At 56.2% G+C, this 16,761-nt stretch carries 15 protein-coding genes; 6 read left to right on the forward strand and 9 right to left on the reverse strand.

All coding sequences use genetic code 11. The features are described from left to right. The first annotated feature begins 144 nt into the window (after window positions 1–144). The 3 genes from PGW97_RS01800 to folA are packed head-to-tail and all read left to right on the forward strand — an operon-like array spanning window position 145 to window position 1,919. On the forward strand, window positions 145–933 hold the full coding sequence (locus PGW97_RS01800) for a threonine/serine ThrE exporter family protein (protein WP_047883679.1): 789 nt from the start codon (window positions 145–147) through the stop codon (window positions 931–933). Beyond that, entirely contained in the window at window positions 933–1,406 is a 474-nt protein-coding gene (locus tag PGW97_RS01805) for a threonine/serine exporter family protein (protein ID WP_047883762.1), read from the forward strand. Before PGW97_RS01800 ends, PGW97_RS01805 begins: the two co-directional genes overlap by 1 nt. A 33-nt stretch (window positions 1,407–1,439) precedes the next feature. Then, window positions 1,440–1,919, forward strand: coding sequence for a type 3 dihydrofolate reductase (gene folA / locus PGW97_RS01810; protein ID WP_273858362.1), 480 nt, complete (start codon window positions 1,440–1,442; stop codon window positions 1,917–1,919). Window positions 1,920–2,028: 109 nt separating this feature from the next. On the opposite strand, the gene apaH is transcribed toward folA, so the two are convergent. The 6 genes from apaH to lptD form a co-directional block, all read right to left on the reverse strand. Continuing rightward, a complete protein-coding gene (apaH, locus tag PGW97_RS01815) occupies window positions 2,029–2,844 on the reverse strand; it encodes a bis(5'-nucleosyl)-tetraphosphatase (symmetrical) ApaH (RefSeq protein WP_273858364.1) in 816 nt (271 codons plus the stop codon). A 7-nt stretch (window positions 2,845–2,851) separates the two neighbouring features. After that, window positions 2,852–3,235 carry a Co2+/Mg2+ efflux protein ApaG gene (gene apaG, locus PGW97_RS01820; protein ID WP_047883682.1) on the reverse strand — a complete coding sequence of 128 codons (384 nt, stop codon included), beginning with the start codon at window positions 3,233–3,235 and terminating at the stop codon, window positions 2,852–2,854. 78 nt (window positions 3,236–3,313) lie between these two features. Next, window positions 3,314–4,129, reverse strand: coding sequence for a 16S rRNA (adenine(1518)-N(6)/adenine(1519)-N(6))-dimethyltransferase RsmA (rsmA, locus tag PGW97_RS01825; RefSeq protein WP_047883683.1), 816 nt, complete (start codon window positions 4,127–4,129; stop codon window positions 3,314–3,316). Further along, window positions 4,116–5,120 carry a 4-hydroxythreonine-4-phosphate dehydrogenase PdxA gene (gene pdxA, locus PGW97_RS01830; RefSeq protein ID WP_273858368.1) on the reverse strand — a complete coding sequence of 335 codons (1,005 nt, stop codon included), beginning with the start codon at window positions 5,118–5,120 and terminating at the stop codon, window positions 4,116–4,118. The genes rsmA and pdxA overlap by 14 nt, the downstream gene beginning before the upstream one ends. Continuing rightward, the gene (gene surA / locus PGW97_RS01835; protein ID WP_047883685.1) at window positions 5,107–6,411 is read right to left on the reverse strand and encodes a peptidylprolyl isomerase SurA; all 1,305 of its coding nucleotides are present in this window, start codon (window positions 6,409–6,411) and stop codon (window positions 5,107–5,109) included. Before surA ends, pdxA begins: the two co-directional genes overlap by 14 nt. 69 nt (window positions 6,412–6,480) lie before the next feature. Then, window positions 6,481–8,844: an LPS assembly protein LptD gene (gene lptD, locus PGW97_RS01840; RefSeq protein ID WP_047883686.1), complete on the reverse strand. Its 2,364-nt coding sequence runs from the start codon at window positions 8,842–8,844 to the stop codon at window positions 6,481–6,483. 179 nt (window positions 8,845–9,023) lie between these two features. Between lptD and djlA the strand changes: the two genes are divergently transcribed. Next, window positions 9,024–9,866 carry a co-chaperone DjlA gene (djlA, locus tag PGW97_RS01845; protein ID WP_047883687.1) on the forward strand — a complete coding sequence of 281 codons (843 nt, stop codon included), beginning with the start codon at window positions 9,024–9,026 and terminating at the stop codon, window positions 9,864–9,866. A gap of 270 nt (window positions 9,867–10,136) precedes the next feature. Here the strand turns inward: djlA and PGW97_RS01850 are convergent, their stop codons facing one another. Together PGW97_RS01850 and rluA are read right to left on the reverse strand one after the other, a co-directional pair. Then, window positions 10,137–11,090, reverse strand: a complete 954-nt coding sequence (locus PGW97_RS01850) for a D-2-hydroxyacid dehydrogenase (RefSeq protein ID WP_273858371.1) — start codon at window positions 11,088–11,090, stop codon at window positions 10,137–10,139. Window positions 11,091–11,229: 139 nt separating this feature from the next. After that, entirely contained in the window at window positions 11,230–11,943 is a 714-nt protein-coding gene (rluA, locus tag PGW97_RS01855) for a bifunctional tRNA pseudouridine(32) synthase/23S rRNA pseudouridine(746) synthase RluA (RefSeq protein WP_047883689.1), read from the reverse strand. 10 nt (window positions 11,944–11,953) lie between these two features. On the opposite strand from rluA, the gene PGW97_RS01860 reads away from it, so the two are divergent. After that, window positions 11,954–12,097: a hypothetical protein gene (locus tag PGW97_RS01860; protein ID WP_273858373.1), complete on the forward strand. Its 144-nt coding sequence runs from the start codon at window positions 11,954–11,956 to the stop codon at window positions 12,095–12,097. On the opposite strand, the gene rapA is transcribed toward PGW97_RS01860, so the two are convergent. Continuing rightward, entirely contained in the window at window positions 12,084–15,002 is a 2,919-nt protein-coding gene (gene rapA / locus PGW97_RS01865; RefSeq protein ID WP_207103359.1) for an RNA polymerase-associated protein RapA, read from the reverse strand. The genes PGW97_RS01860 and rapA overlap by 14 nt on opposite strands. A 344-nt stretch (window positions 15,003–15,346) precedes the next feature. Here rapA and PGW97_RS01870 point away from each other — a divergent pair, with 344 nt between their 5' ends. Continuing rightward, window positions 15,347–16,723: a PhoH family protein gene (locus PGW97_RS01870; RefSeq protein WP_047883691.1), complete on the forward strand. Its 1,377-nt coding sequence runs from the start codon at window positions 15,347–15,349 to the stop codon at window positions 16,721–16,723. The last annotated feature ends 38 nt before the right edge of the window (window positions 16,724–16,761 follow it).

The following is a 16,761-nucleotide window of genomic DNA, read 5'->3' on the forward strand; positions in this document are numbered from 1 at the left end:
ATTTAATGCCCTGATGAAAAAAAGCCGCTCAACTGAGCGGCTTTTTTTGTGCCGAATCAACCCTGAGGCACGCATTATGGATAATAATTCAGCATCAACTTCACAGTTTGGCGTAAATTCACCGTTTGGGGTAAAGGAGTCGCAATGCAGGGAGAGAAAAGACCATTAACAGAACCGATACAGCGGGACATTTCCCGGCTGGCGGTCTTGGCCGGGCAGCGTTTGTTGCAGCACGGTGCAGAGAGTATGCTGGTGATGGATGTGACCCGCCGTCTGGGGCTGGCGTTGGGGGTCGAAAGTGTAGAAGTCTCGCTGTCAGCCAGCTCCATGGTTTTGACGACCTTGCATCAGGGGAGATGCATCACCACTACCCGGCGTTGTCAGGATCGCGGGATCAACATGCAGGTGGTCACAGAGATCCAGCGGGTCTGCATCATGGCCGAGCGGGGGATGCTCGATGTACACGGTGTCCAGCAACGGCTGGATCGCATCAAGCCGCTGCGCTACAACCGTTTTCTGGTGATCGTGATGATCGGCCTGTCCTGTGCGTCGTTCAGCCGTCTTGCCGGGGGCGACTGGCCGGTGTTTTTACTGACCTTCATCGCTTCTTCTGTCGGCATGTTTGTGCGTCAGGAAATTGCCCACTGCCATTTTAATCCGCTGCTGAACTTCGGTATTACCGCCTTTGTCACCACCCTGATTTCCGGGTTCGGCCAGGTTTATCAGATCGGGGAAACCCCGTTTATTGCCATGGCTTCCTCGGTGCTGATGTTGGTGCCGGGGTTCCCGTTGATCAATGCGGTGTCGGATATGGTGAAAGGCTTTGCCAACATGGGGATCGCCCGCTGGACCCTTGCCAGCCTGCTGACGCTGGCCACCAGTATGGGCATTGTGGCGGCGATGAATGTTCTGGGTGTATGGGGGTGGTTGTAATGACGGTTCTGGAATTTCTGTTGGCCTTGCTCAACGACATGTTTTTTGCCCTGATCCCGGCGGTCGGGTTTGCACTGGTATTTAACGTCCCGCCCCGCGCCCTGAAGTACTGCGCCATTGGTGGCGCGCTGGGCCATGGTTGCCGGTTTGTGTTGATGCACTGGGGGCTCTCGATTGAGTGGGCCACCCTGTGTGCGGCCACTTTGGTCGGGATGATTGGCGTTCACTGGTCACACCGTTTTCTGGCTCACCCGAAGGTGTTTACGGTCGCGGCGATGATTCCGATGGTGCCGGGCGTGTTTGCCTTTAAGGCGATGATCGCGCTGGTGGAGCTCAACCACCGGGGATTTTCGCCGGAGTTGTGGGGCATGCTGATCGAGAACCTGCTCAAGGCGACATTTATCGTCGCGTCACTGGCGATTGGCCTGGCAATGCCGGGATTACTGTTTTACCGTCGCCGACCTGTGGTATAACTCGGCACGGTAACTGAATTCCAAGGAGCAAAGATGAAGATCAGCATGGTAGCCGCAATGGCCAAGGATCGGGTAATTGGCAAAGATAATGCAATGCCCTGGCATTTGCCAGCCGATTTCGCCTGGTTCAAAAAAGTCACCATGGGTAAGCCGATTGTGATGGGGCGGAAAACCTTTGAGTCGATTGGTCGTCCGCTGCCGGGACGTCAGAACATCGTGATCAGCCGCAATCCGGATTTTACGGCGGAAGGCGTCACGGTAGTATCGGATATCGCAGCTGCCCAGTCTGCGGCCGGTGATGTGGAAGAGCTGATGATCATCGGGGGCGGCAGTATTTATGAAGCGTGCCTGCCGTTGGCCGACCGACTGTACCTGACGTTTATTGACCTGACGGTTGAAGGAGACACCTGCTTTCCGGCCTGGGATGACACTTGGCAGGAAGTGTACAGCGAGTCTTACGCGGCTGACGAGAAGAATGTCCACGCCATGCGTTTTGTGATTCTGGAACGTTAATAGACAAACGTCACTCAATCATACCCATAAAGAAAAGGCTGGTCGCTTAGCGCACCAGCCTTTTTACTTTTGTGCCTGCGTCTTTCATACCGCGTTCAAGGTGTGTTGCTTACGCGTGAACCGGGCAGGCATGGGAAAATTGTGCACCGTCGTCCCAGCGCAACAGAGTCAGGCTGTTGCCCCAGACGCAGCCGGTGTCCAGTCCGATCACTTGCTCGTCCTGGTGACCCATCAGTGCCGCCCAGTGACCAAAGATCATGGTTTTGCCGATGGCCTGACGTGGCAGGCTGAACCAGGGCAGGAGCTCATGATGATCGATCTGCGCTGGTGCTAGCTTGCATGCCATGTCAAGCCGCCCGTCCGGGTAGCAGAACCGCATGCGGGTAAAAGCGTTGATGATGTAGCGGTAACGCTCGATACCGTGCAGCGTCGGCTGCCAGGTGTCCGGGCCGTTTCCGTACATGTTTTCCAGCAACCATAAATAGCGGTCGCTCTGCAGGCATTGCTCCACTTCGCGAGCGGCATCACGGGACTGGCTCAGATCCCACTGCGGTGGGATTCCGGCATGGCTCATCACAAAATCGTGGTGAGGGTGCTCAGCCAGCAACGGCTGGTGGCGCAGCCAGTGCAGCAGCTCATCGCGATCCGGCGCGTCCAGCAGTGGCTGTAGCTTGTCTTTGGGCTTGTTTTTGGCAATGCCCTCAGCGACCGCCAGCAGGTGCAGATCATGGTTGCCCAGCACCGTGGTGGCGCGATCGCCTAACGATTTCACAAATCGCAGGGTTTCGAGCGACTGTGGCCCGCGGGCGACCAGATCACCGGTCAGCCAGAGTTCGTCGCGGGCAGGATTGAAACCGGCCTGATCCAGCAGCTGCGTCAGGTCATCAAAGCAGCCCTGGATGTCTCCGACCAGATATGTCGACATAGTTTCCTCAGTGGAGAATATTGGGCACAGAGAGGCGGAACGGCGCGATTTCTGCCAGGAATTCATCCCCGTTTTCATCAGCCATCACGTAGTGGCCCTGCATGACACCCAGTGGGGTTTCGATGATGGTCCCGCTGGTGTAAGTGTATTCATCGTGAGCGGCGATAACCGGCTGTTCACCGACCACACCTTCCCCCTCGATCACCAGCTTTTTACCGTTGGCATCGGTGATCAGCCAGCGGCGGCTGAGCAGTTGGGCTTCGCTCTGGCCAAGGTTGGCAATGGTGATGGTGTAGGAGAAAACGTAGCGCTGATTGTCCGGCTCTGACTGATCTTCGATGTAGTGCGTCACTACCCGGCATTTTATGGTTGGGGTCACATTCGTTGTCATGGTAATGCATCCTTTCTTGGCGGGGGAGCAGACGCAGCGCCTGCTTCCCCGAGCGATCAACATGTGGTAGGCAGTGGCTTAACTGGCCTTGTGATTGGCATCCAGCCAGTTGGCCATGGCAACAAATTGTTCCAGAGTCAGGTTTTCAGGGCGTGTGCCCGGATTGACACCCAGCTCGACCAGTTGCTCTTCTGTCAGCAGTGCTTTGTAACAGTTACGCACGGTCTTACGACGCTGGTTGAACCCTTCACGGCAGACACGGTCCAGCCATTTAAGGTTAGTACACGGATGTGGCAGTGTTTCATACGGTGTCAGGCGGACAACAGCAGAATCCACTTTCGGGGCCGGTTTAAAGGCTGACGGTGGTACTTCCAGTACTGGCATCACTCTACAGTAGTACTGCGCCATGACGGTCAGGCGGCCATAAGCTTTGCTGCCCGGGCCGGCAGCCAGACGGTTGACCACTTCTTTCTGCAGCATGAAGTGCATATCCTGCACATGCTGGTGGAAAGTGAACAGGTGGAACATCAGCGGCGTGGAGATGTTGTACGGCAGGTTACCGAAAATACGCAGCTTGTTGTTTTCTTTGATCAGCTGAGTGAAGTCGAAGCGCATGGCATCGCCTTCATGGATGGTCAGCTTAGCGGCCAGATCCGGATGGTGGCGCAGACGCTCCGCCAAGTCGCGGTCAAGCTCAATGACAGTGAACTTGTCCACCTGCTTGCCGACTGGCTCTGTCAGGGCGCCCAGACCCGGGCCGATCTCAACCAGGTTCTGCCCCGGAAGTGGGTTAATGGCCGACACAATGCCGTCAATGATGTAAGGGTCGTTCAGGAAGTTCTGACCAAAGCGTTTTCGGGCGCGGTGGCCTAGGTGAACATTATCGCTGCTCATGTTTGTTCTTTTCTACCAATTCAAGGGCGTGCGATAGCGCTGTCCAAAGGCTACCGGTGTCCGCCTGTCCGGTACCGGCAAGTTCCAGTGCGGTACCATGATCTACTGAAGTTCTGATGAAGGGCAGGCCTAACGTAATGTTGACAGATTTACCAAAGCCTTTGTATTTCAGCACTGGCAGCCCTTGATCGTGATACATGGCCAGCACCGTGTCGGCATCGGCCAGATATTTTTCCTGAAAGATGGTGTCAGCCGGTAATGGGCCGATCAGATCCATGCCTTCATGTTGGCGAAGTTGCTCCAGCGCCGGGTTGATCACATCGATCTCCTCGGTGCCCAGACAGCCGTCTTCACCGGCATGCGGGTTCAGGCCGCATACGTAAATTTTCGGCTGGTCGATACCGAATTTGCTGACCAGATCGGCATGCAGAATCCGGATGACCTGCTGCAGGCGCTCTGCGGTGATGGCTTTCGACACGCAGGACAGAGGTATATGCGTCGTCACCAGAGCAACTCGCAGTCCTTCTGTTGCCAGCATCATGACAACCTGTGCGGTGTCAGCCTGCTGCGCAAAAAACTCGGTGTGACCGCTGAAGGAGACTCCTGCACGGTTAATCACCCCCTTGTGCACCGGGCCGGTGACGACCGCGGCAAACTCACCGCTCAGGCAGCCTTCTGCGGCCTGGGTCAGGGTATTCAGGACATAGTGACCATTGCGCTCGTCCAGTTGCCCCGCCACGACCGGCGCGGCCAGGTCGTGGTTAGCCACCACGATGGTACCCGCCTGATGCGGCACTGGCGTCTGTGTCGGATCATAATCAATCACGGACACCGGCAGGCCAAGCTGGGCTGCACGTTCTACCATAAGCTGGGCGTTAGCACAAATGACAAGCTGGTGGGGCCAGTTCTGCTGAACCAGCGCCAGTACCAGATCCGGGCCAATCCCGGCGGGTTCGCCGGGCGTGATGGCAATGCGTTTAACCTTGGTCATTAGCGTATTCCGGTTTTTCGATAAAGGCACCGGCACGAAGTTCCTGCAGCCAGGCCTGAGCTTCTTCATTAAACTTGCGGCTGAACAGGATGCGGTATGCACGGTTCTTCACCGCAGCGTCAGTACGGTCGACATTACGGCGATCCAGTACCTCGACAATGTGCCAGCCATGGACGGTTTTGAACGGCTCACTGATGTTGCCTTTTGGCAGGTTCTCAACCTTGTCTTTAAACTCAGGGACATAGACATCCGGCGTTTGCCAGCCCAGATCGCCGCCGTTCACCGCTGAGCCCGGGTCAGCACTCATTGACTGTGCCACATCAGCAAAGTTGCGCTCGCCGGCCATGATGGCACGACGGGCTTCCATCAGCTGTTTCTTCGCGGCATCGTCACTCAGGATCACTGACGTTTTGACCAGAATATGGCGGGCATTCACTTCGGTGACGGACACTGTCTCCAGCCCTTCAACCTGATTCACTTTCAGGATGTGGTAGCCCACTCCGCTGCGGAACGGACCGATAATGGCTCCGTTGCCCTGAGAGTCGATCTGATCGGCAAAGATCGTCGGCATCTCTTCTTTGCGCATCCAGCCCCAGGCACCGCCCTGCAGGGCTTTTGGCCCTTTGGAGTAGCTGTAAGCGAGGTTGGCAAAGTCGGCTCCGCTCTTGAGCTGGTTGACCAGATCCTGAGCCGCTTTGGCGACTTGGTCGCGCTCGGCCGCACTGGCCCCTTCTTCAAGGCGCAGCTGGATATGACTGATATTATAGCGGGTACCCTGCTGTTCATGCTGGCTCAACTGCTCTGCCAGGGTATCGACTTCCTGCGGCAGGATATTGATGCGGCGGCGTACCTGAATGGTGCGAGCCTCGCTGGCTGTCAGGTCGCGGCGCATCTGCTCGCGAAATTCCGGGTAGCTGATCCCGAAGCTGGCCAGTTCCTGTTGTAGTTGCGGAATGCTCATCTGACGCTCGGCTGCCAGCTGGGCAATCGCCTGATCCAGGCGGGTATCGTCGATACGGATCCCGAACTGATCGGCCTGTTGCAGCTGCAGGGTTTCGATGATCAGTTTTTCCATGATCTGATCTTTCAGAACCGTGTCTGACGGCAGCGGCTGATTCTGGCCGGCGGCATTCATGCGCACCGTTTTGAGCATGCTGTTGACATCGCTCTGCAGGATCACGTTGTTGTTGACGATGGTCACTACCCGGTCAAGCTCCTGAGGGGCAGCAAAACTGCCTGCCGAAAGGCCCAATAGCGCCATTCCTAGCAGGCTAGACTTCCAATTTTTCATAATCTTATCCATGTTGCGCCGGGGCGCGTTGTCTGGGCACCGGAAAGAGGGCTTTCCGGTGCTGGTCTCTTAATTATTCAGATAGAAAGGGCGGCCATAGCTGATGGCGTTGCTGTTACCAACAGAGCCCAGCGCCGGCGCACCGGCCAAGCCGATCAGGCTGAACGAAATACTGAAGTTCTGCTCGTATTCCGCGGCATCGCGGGTCACGTCAGCACGGGTTTTCAGGTACTCGTTGTAACCCAGGCTGATCATCCAGCAGGCGGTGCGGAAGTTCAGGCTGATCTGGCCTTCCAGCATCTGGTTTTCGTTCAGGTCGTGGTAGTAGTCACCGCGCAGCGTCACGCCATCATAAATCGGGAACCCGGTGGAGAAGCCCAGCTGGGAGATGCCGTCTTTGGTGTAGCGGTTCAGCTGATCTTCATCCAGGATGTTATCCAGCAGGTACTCTTTCGAGATGAAGCGGTAGTTCAGCTGGCTGAAGACCGCGCCTTCACGGTATTCGATTGCCCCGTTGGCAAACTGAAGATCTTTCTTGCTGGCATCGTATTGCAGGCCACCGTGGAAGAATAGCCAGTCGTCATAGTTGAAATCGGACTCCAACGCGGTGGCGGAGTAGTTCGGTGATGACTCATTGCTGCTCTGCAGGTTCCGGCCGGCATTGTTGAGGTAGAAGATCTGGCCGACGGAAATGTTGAAGCGCTCGACGTAGTCGCTGTCAAAGAAGCGGGAACTCGCCCCCACCGTGAACTGGTTCGCGGCAGCAATACGGTCCACGCTCGAGTAGCGCTTGTCACGGAACAGGCCGTAGAAGTCGGTCTGCATCAGGGTGGTGTCATACGCATCGTAGATGCCGGACTGATCCACGTCTTTCACATACAGGTACTGTACCTGCGGCTCCAGGCTCTGGGTGTAGCCATCGCCCCAGAAGCTGGTATCGCGCTCCAGATACAAGCCGGAGTGCAGACGGATACTCGGGATGGTGCGGGACACACTTTCTTCCAGCTCCAGCCCTTTATCAATCAGCTCCTGGCTGCTCGGGTCGAATTCCTGATTGTAATAGGTGTACATCAGTTTGGCTTCTGAGGTCACCGACCACCACGGCGTGGCGTACGGCAGGGTCAGCGTCGGTTCGAGGTGAACCCGATCTGCCGTTGGCTTATCCGGGTCATCGTTGTCGAAGCGGCTGATATGGCCGTTGAGGTGGAAGTCCAGACCGTATGGCATATCTGTCTGGTAGTAGTTAGCTTCCAGCTGTGGCATCAGCTTGTAGTTCGATGACACGCCAAGCGTCAACGGCTGGAAGTTACGCACCCGCAGGGTGGAATCCCAGTTGTAGTCGCGGTACGACACTTCACCCGTCTGCAGCAGGTTGTTGTCTTCACGTTTACCGATACTGGAATCGATATCCGAGAAATAAGTCGGGTCGCTGACCTTGCTGTAGTCCACCTTAAACAGCCAGTGGGCGTTGTACATGCCGGTATGCGACCAGTTAAAGGCCCAGCGGTGATCGTTATCCTGAGCGTCTTTATCGTCGCCAAGGTATTCCCCGCTCAGGCTGCCGGAGCCCAGTTCTGTCAGGTAACGGAACTTGGAATTGAGCTGCAGGCCACGGTTCATCATGTACTTCGGCGTGATCGTCATGTCGTAGTTGGGCGCGATGTTCCAGTAGAACGGCGTCTCAACCTCGAAACCGTCCCGTGAGCCGTAGCTGACCGACGGATAAAGGAAACCGGTCAGACGCTCTTTGCCGACAGGCACACGCAGGTACGGCAGGTAGAACACCGGAATTTCGGCGACTTCAAAACGGGCGTTGTACAAATCGGCAAACGGCGAGTCATTTTCGTGCTCGATACTGGTCGCGGAGAACTGCCAGCTTTTGTCGCCCGGCGGACAGGTGGTGTAAGTGCCGTTTTTCAGACGGTAGTAGGAAATGCCGTTTTTGGTGACACGCTCGGCCTCACCGCGACCGGCTTCGCAGGTCATGTTGTAGACCGCGTTGTCCATCTGGGAGTCTTCGGTATCAAGGTTGCTCTCGATCCGATCGGAATACACTTCTATGGCACCGTCGTGGAAGTAGACGTTACCCTCGGCGATGACTTTGTTTTCAGGCTGGTGCAGTGTCGCGACGTCGGCGGCGACGGTTCGGTTGCCCTGGCGCACGACCACATCACCGGAGTAGGTGACACTGGCTTCGTTGACCGCCTCGGCCCGATCGGCCGTGACGCGGATCGGTTCGTTATTCGGGTCTGCCGGTCGTTGGCTCGGGTCCAGACAAACGCCACGTACCATCGCCAGCTCATCGTTTTCATCACTGACCGCAGATTTGTCGTTGGTGTCGGAATGAGTCGCTGGGTCGGCATACGTCATCGACGGGCCGAAGAGTGCCAGGCTGATCAGAGTCGCCAATAAGCTGCGGGAGTTGGATGACATCTAACTAAACGTTCCTGTAATTAAAAGTTTTTAGCGCATTGATGATTACTGGCCGGGTTTGGGCAAGCATTCCCGGTAAATGCCAGCTATGATAATGCAAATTCTACCCGACAGCATCTTTTGGCGTTATTGTATCGGGTCAAGTATAAAAAATTTAGCAAATTACCAGAGAGTAGCGAATGCAGGTTTGGGGCAAAATCTTAGGGGCATTTTTTGGTTTCCTCCTTGGTGGGCCGTTTGGTCTGTTGTTAGGTCTTTTTTTAGGCCATAAGTTCGATAAAGCTCGCGCAAATGTTTATTACGGCAGCGGTTTTGGTGGTTTCGGTGCCGGTCAGGGCAGCAATACCCAACGTCAGGCCGCGTTCTTCCATGCCGCGTTTGCGGTTATGGGCCATGTGGCCAAAGCCAAAGGCCGGGTCACAGAAGATGAAATCCGGGTAGCCAGCCTGCTGATGGACCGCATGGGACTGCATGGCGAGTCCCGCCGTCAGGCTCAGGATGCCTTCCGCGAAGGGAAATCCGAAGACTTCCCGCTGGAAGACATCCTGATGCGGGTACGCCAGGGCAGTGGCGGCCGCGCTGATCTGCTGCAGTTTTTCCTGGAGTTACAAATTCAGGCCGCGTTTGCGGACGGTAACCTGCATCCGAGCGAGCGTCAGTTGCTGCATACTATCGCCCGTCTGCTGGGGTTCTCGCCGCAGCAGTTGGAACAACGTCTGCACATGCAAGAAGCGGCGTTCCGCTTTCAGCAGGGGCAATACCAGCATCAGTATCAGCAGGGCGGTTTCCGGCAGGCACCCAGCCGCGATCAGCTGGCAGATGCTTACGAGCTGCTCGGTGTCAAAGACACGGCTACATCGCAGGAGCTTAAACGCGCTTACCGTAAACTGATGAATGAACATCACCCGGATAAGCTGGCTGCCAAGGGGCTGCCGCCTGAGATGATGGAACTGGCCAAGCAAAAGACGCAGGAACTGCAGGCGGCATACGATTTGATCCGCAAGGTCAAAGGCTTTAAATAGTCGCCATCTCTGTCTGAGCAGGACTTACTGCAATGGTAAGTACCTGCTCACCTTTCCCTGCTGTTCCTGCAGTGCCGCGTGTGCGTTTCGCCGTTGTTCGGCCTGATTTCCTTTCCTTTATTCTGATTCGTTTCCCGCTGTGATTACTTGTCCGTTCTGGCCGTTACGCTGGATGTCCTTTACGTTTGGTGCCGCTGATTAAGGTGCCCGACACTCCCGAGGCGAAATGCTTCTGACGCGATAGACCTCTTGATCATGTGGGCGCCTGAATTACACCTGATTCTGTGGCCGACCTTCAACAAAGGCCGTGATGTTGTCGATCAGCTGGTTCGCCAGCGTCTGAATCGCACTGTCGGATCCCCAGGCAACATGCGGGGTCAGAATCAGATTTGGTAAGTGGCTGCTTACTACTAGCGGGTTGTCAGCCGGAGCTGGTTCCTGTATGAAGACATCGATACCAGCACCGGCCAGTTTCCCGTCCTGCAGCGCCTCAACCAGCGCCTGCTCGTCAACCAGTCCGCCTCGTCCGGTATTGATCAGCAGGGCACTGGGCTTCATCTGTGTCAGTTCCGGCTGGCCGATCAGGTTGCGGGTGTGATCGCTCAGCGGGCAGTGCAGGGTAATGACATCGGCTTGTGCCAGTACGTCGTGAAAAGGGGTGTAGCCGGGACGGCACTGCGCGGCACCTTTGTGCTCGGCAAACAGCACTTTCATGCCCAGACTTTTCGCCAGCCCGGCCACCGCTTTACCCAAGCTGCCGGCACCAATCACGCCCAGCGTGGCACCCCGGATATCGCCGATGGGATGGGTAAAAAAGCAGAATTGTCCCTTTTCCTGCCAGACGCCGCTCTGGACATCACGGTGGTAGCCCAGCAGGTTACGGCGCAGGGCAAACATCAGGGCAATAACATGTTCAGGGACGGAATCGGTGGCATAGTCGCGGATATTGCTGACCATGATGCCATGCTCGCGGCAGTAGTCGAGATCGACGTTGTTGGTTCCGGTCGCTGCGATTGCAATCATTTTCAGTTGCGGCAGCTGGCGCAGGATATCGGCACTGAGGACGACTTTGTTGGTGATGGCGATGGTGGCATCTTGCAGCCGGTGCACCACCTGCTCGGGGGCCGTGGCTGGAAAAGCCTGCCACAGATGGGTAAAAACGGGTTGTGGCAAATGAATGTGGGAAGGAATCGTATCCCTGTCGAGAAAGACTATGGTTTCCATACGTTCGGCTTTATTCCAATGAGGTTAGTGTCTGCTAGTTAACACTAACCTCCCCATCGGACTCAAGTCCTGTGTGCCGAAATCAGATGTCAGACGGTTAGATACCCGACGCCAGATATCAGACGTCAGATATCAAACGTCAGATATCAAACGATAGCGGCGCCAGGGTGCGCTGCGGTGCGTCCGGGTAGAAATCACATGGCGCGAACAGGTGCATCGGCTCGCCGCTGCGCGGATGGAAAAAGTTCAGCTCGGCTGCGTGGAGCTGCAGGCGGTTGGCCATGGCCTGGGCTTCTTCCTCGGCATAAAAACGGTCGCCCAGTATCGGGTGGCCGATAGCCAGCAGGTGAACCCGCAGCTGGTGTGAGCGGCCGGTTATCGGACGCAGGCGTACCAGTGAACTGTTATTGCTGCGCTGGAGCACCTGATAATGGGTGACTGACGGCTTGCCGTCCTCAAAACAGACCTTCTGCTTCGGGCGGTTTGGCCAGTCACAAATCAGCGGCAGATCAATGGTGCCTTCGTCCTGGGCAATTTCTCCCCAGGTACGGGCGTAGTAGACCTTCTCGGTCTGACGCTCGCGGAACTGGGCTTTGAGCTGACGTTCGCTGTGCTTGTTCAGTGCCAGCACAATCAGGCCGGAGGTGGCCATGTCGAGCCGGTGAATAATATGCGAGTCCGGATAATCCGCCAGCACCCGGGCATAAATGCTGTCGTGAAAGGCCGGATCTCGTCCCGGATTGGACAGCAGGCCAGATGGCTTGTTGACCGCAATAATGTCGTCATCGAGGTAGAGAATATCCAGCCACGGATCTTTAGGCGGATTGTAATCAAGCTCTGGCAGTTTGCTCATCGGAAACCTGGTGTCATGGTCAATCGGGATGGAGAAGGGCGGCGATGATAGCACACTTGATGAGTGCGCCCAATGGTTGTCGAGCGGAGACAAAAAAGCCGCCGGGGTCACCGGCGGCCTGGGAACGAAATCGGCTGAGATTAGCCGTGGCTGACCACGATCAGGCGCAGCGAGTCCAGCTGTACCTGAGCCTTGGCAATGTAGCCGGTCAGATCGTTGATCTGGCTGTCAATCTGGTCCAGCTCGTCGTCACGGATGTTCGGGTTGACAGCTTTCAGGGCCTGCAGACGATCCAGTTCGCTGCGCAGACGGGTTTCCATGTCGGTCTGGGCATCACGGCGGATGGTTTCCAGCTCCTGCACCACGGCTTTCTCTGCAAATTCGATCAGGGTGTGGATCTCTTTTTGCACCGAATTCACCAGCTTGCTGCCCAAGTGGCGGTTGACCGGGCTTAGCTGACGGTTAAAGCCTTCAAACGCCACGTTGGCGGCCAGGTTGTTGCCCTTGGCATCCAGCAGGATACGGATCGGGGTTTGTGGCAGGAAGCGGCCGATACCGGACTGTTTCGGTGCTTGTGCATCCACCACGTAGACCAGTTCCAGCAGCAGGGTACCGGCCGGCAGGGCTTTGTTCTTCAGCAGCGAGACGGCGGTGGTGCCGACACCTTCAGACAGCAGCAGGTCGATACCGCCCTGAATCATCGGGTGCTCCCAGCTGATGAAGTGCATGTCTTCACGTGCCAGAGCCGTGTCACGGTCAAACGTGATGGTGCAACCGTCGTACGGCAGGCCCGGGTAGCTCGCCACCATCATGTGTTCTGATGGGGTGACCACGATGGCATTTTCGCCCTTGTCTTCCTGATTCAGGCCGATGGTGTCGAACAGGCCAAGCGCGAAAGTCACCAGATTGGTGTCGCCGTCTTTGGCAGCAATTTCGTCAACCAGCGCATGGGCTTTGTCGCCGCCGTTCGAGTGGATTTCCAGCAGGCGGTCGCGGCCTTGCTCCAGCTTGGCTTTCAGGGTCTGGTGCATGGTGGCGCTCTTTTCAATCAGCGCTTCCAGGGCTTCGCCATCCGGCTTGTCGCTGGCCAGCAGGGTGATCAGATCGTTGCTGAAGGCATCGTAGATCGCCCGGCCGGTCGGACAGGTTTCTTCAAAGGCATTCAGGCCTTCGTTGTACCAGCGTGCCAGCAGTGCCTGCGAGGTGCCCTGCAGGTGCGGGATATGAATCTCGATATCGCGTTTTTGCCCGATACGGTCAAGACGACCGATACGCTGCTCCAGCAGATCCGGGTTGCCCGGAAGGTCGAACATCACCAGTTGGTTGGCAAACTGGAAGTTACGGCCTTCCGAGCCGATTTCTGAACACAGCAGAACCTGAGCCCCGTCTTCTTCCTGAGCAAAGTAGGCGGCGGCTTTGTCACGCTCAATGATCGACATGCCTTCGTGGAACACGGTGGCACGGATGCCTTCCCGCTCACGCAGCGCCTGCTCCAGTGTCAGTGCCGTCTGGGCGCGGGAGCAGATCACCAGGACTTTCTCCTGACGGTTCGCTTTAAGCATGTCCAGCAGCCAATTCACCCGTGGGTCAAACTGCCACCAGGTCGCCGAATCGCCTTCGAACTCCTGATAGATATCTTCCGGGTACAGCAGCTTGGCGACCTTCTGCTCGTCGGTCATGGCACCGCCCATCATGCTGGCTACGCGCATTGCCGTCTGGTACTGGGTCGGCAGCGCAAGCGGGTACATGTTCAGGTGACGCTGCGGGAAGCCTTTGATGGCGGCACGGGTGTTACGGAACAGAACCCGGCCGGTGCCGTGACGGTCCATCAGGTTGTCGATCAGCTCGCGGCGGGCCACGTTCTGTTGCTCGGCATCAATATCACCGGCTTCCAGAATGCGCAGCATCGGCTCGATATCCTGTTCCGGCAGCAGCTCGACCAAGGCATTTTTGGCGTCATTGTCCAGTTTCTCACCCGACAGCAGGCGCGAGACTGCGTCCGCCACCGGGGCGTACTGGCGCTCTTCTTCCACGAAAGATTCATAATCGTAGAAGCGATCCGGATCCAGCAGGCGCAGACGGGCAAAGTGGCTTTCGTGACCCAGTTGCTCCGGGGTCGCGGTCAGCAGCAGTACCCCAGGGGTATTGTCGGCCAGCGCTTCAACCACTTGGTACTGGCGGCTTGGCTTGTCTTCGCTCCACTCCAGGTGGTGCGCTTCATCGACTACCATCAGATCCCAGCCGGCGTCCAGCGCCTGCTCGAAACGGCGACGGCTTTTGCGCAGAAAATCCAGAGAACAAAGAACCAGCTGTGCCGTATCAAAAGGGTTAGCCGAATCGGCAAAGGCTTCGACACAGCGCTCTTCGTCAAAAATGGAAAAATGCAGGTTGAACCGGCGCATCATCTCGACCAGCCACTGGTGCTGCAGGGTTTCCGGTACCAGAATCAGGACACGCTCGGCACGGCCAGACAGCACCTGCTGGTGGATGATCATCCCGGCTTCAATGGTTTTACCCAAACCTACTTCATCGGCCAGCAAGACACGCGGCGCGTAACGGCGGCCGACTTCATGGGCAATGTACAGCTGATGCGGGATCAGACCGGCACGCATGCCGCACAGGCCACGCAAAGGGCTCTTGTGCTGTTCGTACTGGTTTTTCAGGGCGCGGTAACGCAGGGCAAAACGGTCCATACGGTCAATCTGACCGGCAAACAGTTTATCCTGCGGTTTGTTAAAACGGATCTGGTGGCTGAGGAGGAGCTCACGCAGCTGGACGTTTTCTTCGCCGGTATCGGTGCGCGTACCCACGTAGGTGAAGACTCCCTGGTCTTCCTCTACCTGCGTTACATTAAGGGACCAGCCCTCATGGCTTTCTACCACATCACCGACATTGAACATTACGCGGGTCACTGGGGCGTCACTGCGGGCGTAGAGGCGGTTCTCTTCGCTGGCCGAGAACATCAGGGTGACCGTTCTTGCATCCAGGGCAACAACGGTTCCCAAACCCAAATCACTTTCAGTATCACTGATCCAACGTTGACCCAAAGCAAATGGCATAGTGGTTAAAACCTTCTAATTATTTGAAATTAAGGAGAATGCGAAGCCGATGCCTCAGCATTTATAGACTACACTCAAAGATATAATAACCATGAAGTGACACGCCGGCTGTCGAACGCGGCCAATCGGTATATAAGTGTAGCCAGAATCTGCACCGGTAAAAAAGGCGAGTAATGTTACTGCAAGCCGTGAGCAAGGTCACGGTCAAAGTTCGAAGAAAAGAGGATAAGGAGGCTGTCACATTTATTTCATTATCTCCGGTCTTTAATAGTGTCAGAGGCTGTTTGGCTGAGACTGACGCAATGCGGCATCGCTGCCGCCGATTTGTTACCAAGGAGGTACTTATGGATGAAGTTGAAAGGAAAGTCTTTGTACTTGATACCAATATTCTGCTTCATGAACCCCTCGCCATCTATTCATTCAAAGAACACGATGTCGTCATTCCGATGACAGTGCTGGAAGAACTGGATCGGATCAAAGATACCAAACGTGATGTGTCCCGTGACGCCCGAGTCGCCATCCGGGCGCTGGAAGACATTTTCCACGATGCCACCCCCGAACAAATCGCCGAGGGGATCCCGATCAGCCGCCATGGCGAGTCGCTGGGCAAAATCGCTATCTTCGCCGACTATGAAGTCACGGAAACGGTGCATGCCTTTGCCGACAAGGCCGGTGACAACCGGATTCTCAACGGGGTGCTGTTCCTGCAATCCCACTACGCGCCACGGGAAGTGGTACTGATCACCAAAGACATCAACATGCGGCTGCGGGCCAAAGGCGCCGGGGTTTATTTCGTCGACGACTACCGCTCAGACCAACTGATTGATGATGTGCGGATGCTAACCAAAGGGTTCTATGAGTTCCCCGGCAGCTTCTGGGAGCGAGTGGGCGAGTGCTACTCGGAAAAAAGCGGCCGCTCGACGCTGCATACCTTACCTGCCGAGTTGTTTGAAGCGCCATTTATCAATCAGTATCTGCTGGACAAGGACAGCGACTTTGCGGGACGGGTACAGGAAATTGAAGACGGCAGCGTGACCCTCAAAGACATTGGCCGTGAGCGCTTGATGCACCGTCAGGCGTGGGGGATCCATCCGAAAAACATCTACCAGGGCATGGCGCTCGATGCACTGATGGATCCGAGTATTGATCTGGTGATCCTGACTGGCCCGGCGGGCTGCGGGAAAACCATTCTGGCGCTAGCTTCTGCGCTGGAGCAGGTCATTGAAAAAGGGATGTATGACAAAATCATCGTCACCCGCAACACGCCGGAGATCGCCGAATCGATCGGTTATCTGCCGGGTACCGAAGAAGAAAAAATGCTGCCTTGGCTGGCGGCGGTCACCGATACCATGGAAGCGCTGCATAAAAACGACGTCTGTACCGATGGGTCGATGAAATACATCTACGACAAAGCCAACATCCAGTTTAAATCGATTAACTTCATGCGGGGACGCTCTATCCAGAATGCATTTGTGCTGTTGGATGAGTGCCAGAACCTTTCCGCGTCACAAATCAAGACCATCATTACCCGTTGTGGGGAAGGAACCAAGTTGGTGTGCTCGGGCAACCTGGCACAGATTGACTCCAGTTACCTGTCGCCCGTGACATCTGGGCTGACGTATATCGTTGAACGATTCAAGAATTTTGAGGGCAGTGCCAACATTTATCTGAATGGCGTTGTCCGTAGCCGCCTGGCTGAATTTGCTGAGGAAAACCTCTGAGCCGGTGGCAGGGGCTGGCTGCCTGACAGCGAAGGATG

This window comes from Photobacterium sp. GSS17 (genome assembly GCF_028621875.1).
GTDB classification, from domain to species: Bacteria; Pseudomonadota; Gammaproteobacteria; order Enterobacterales; family Vibrionaceae; genus Photobacterium; species Photobacterium ganghwense.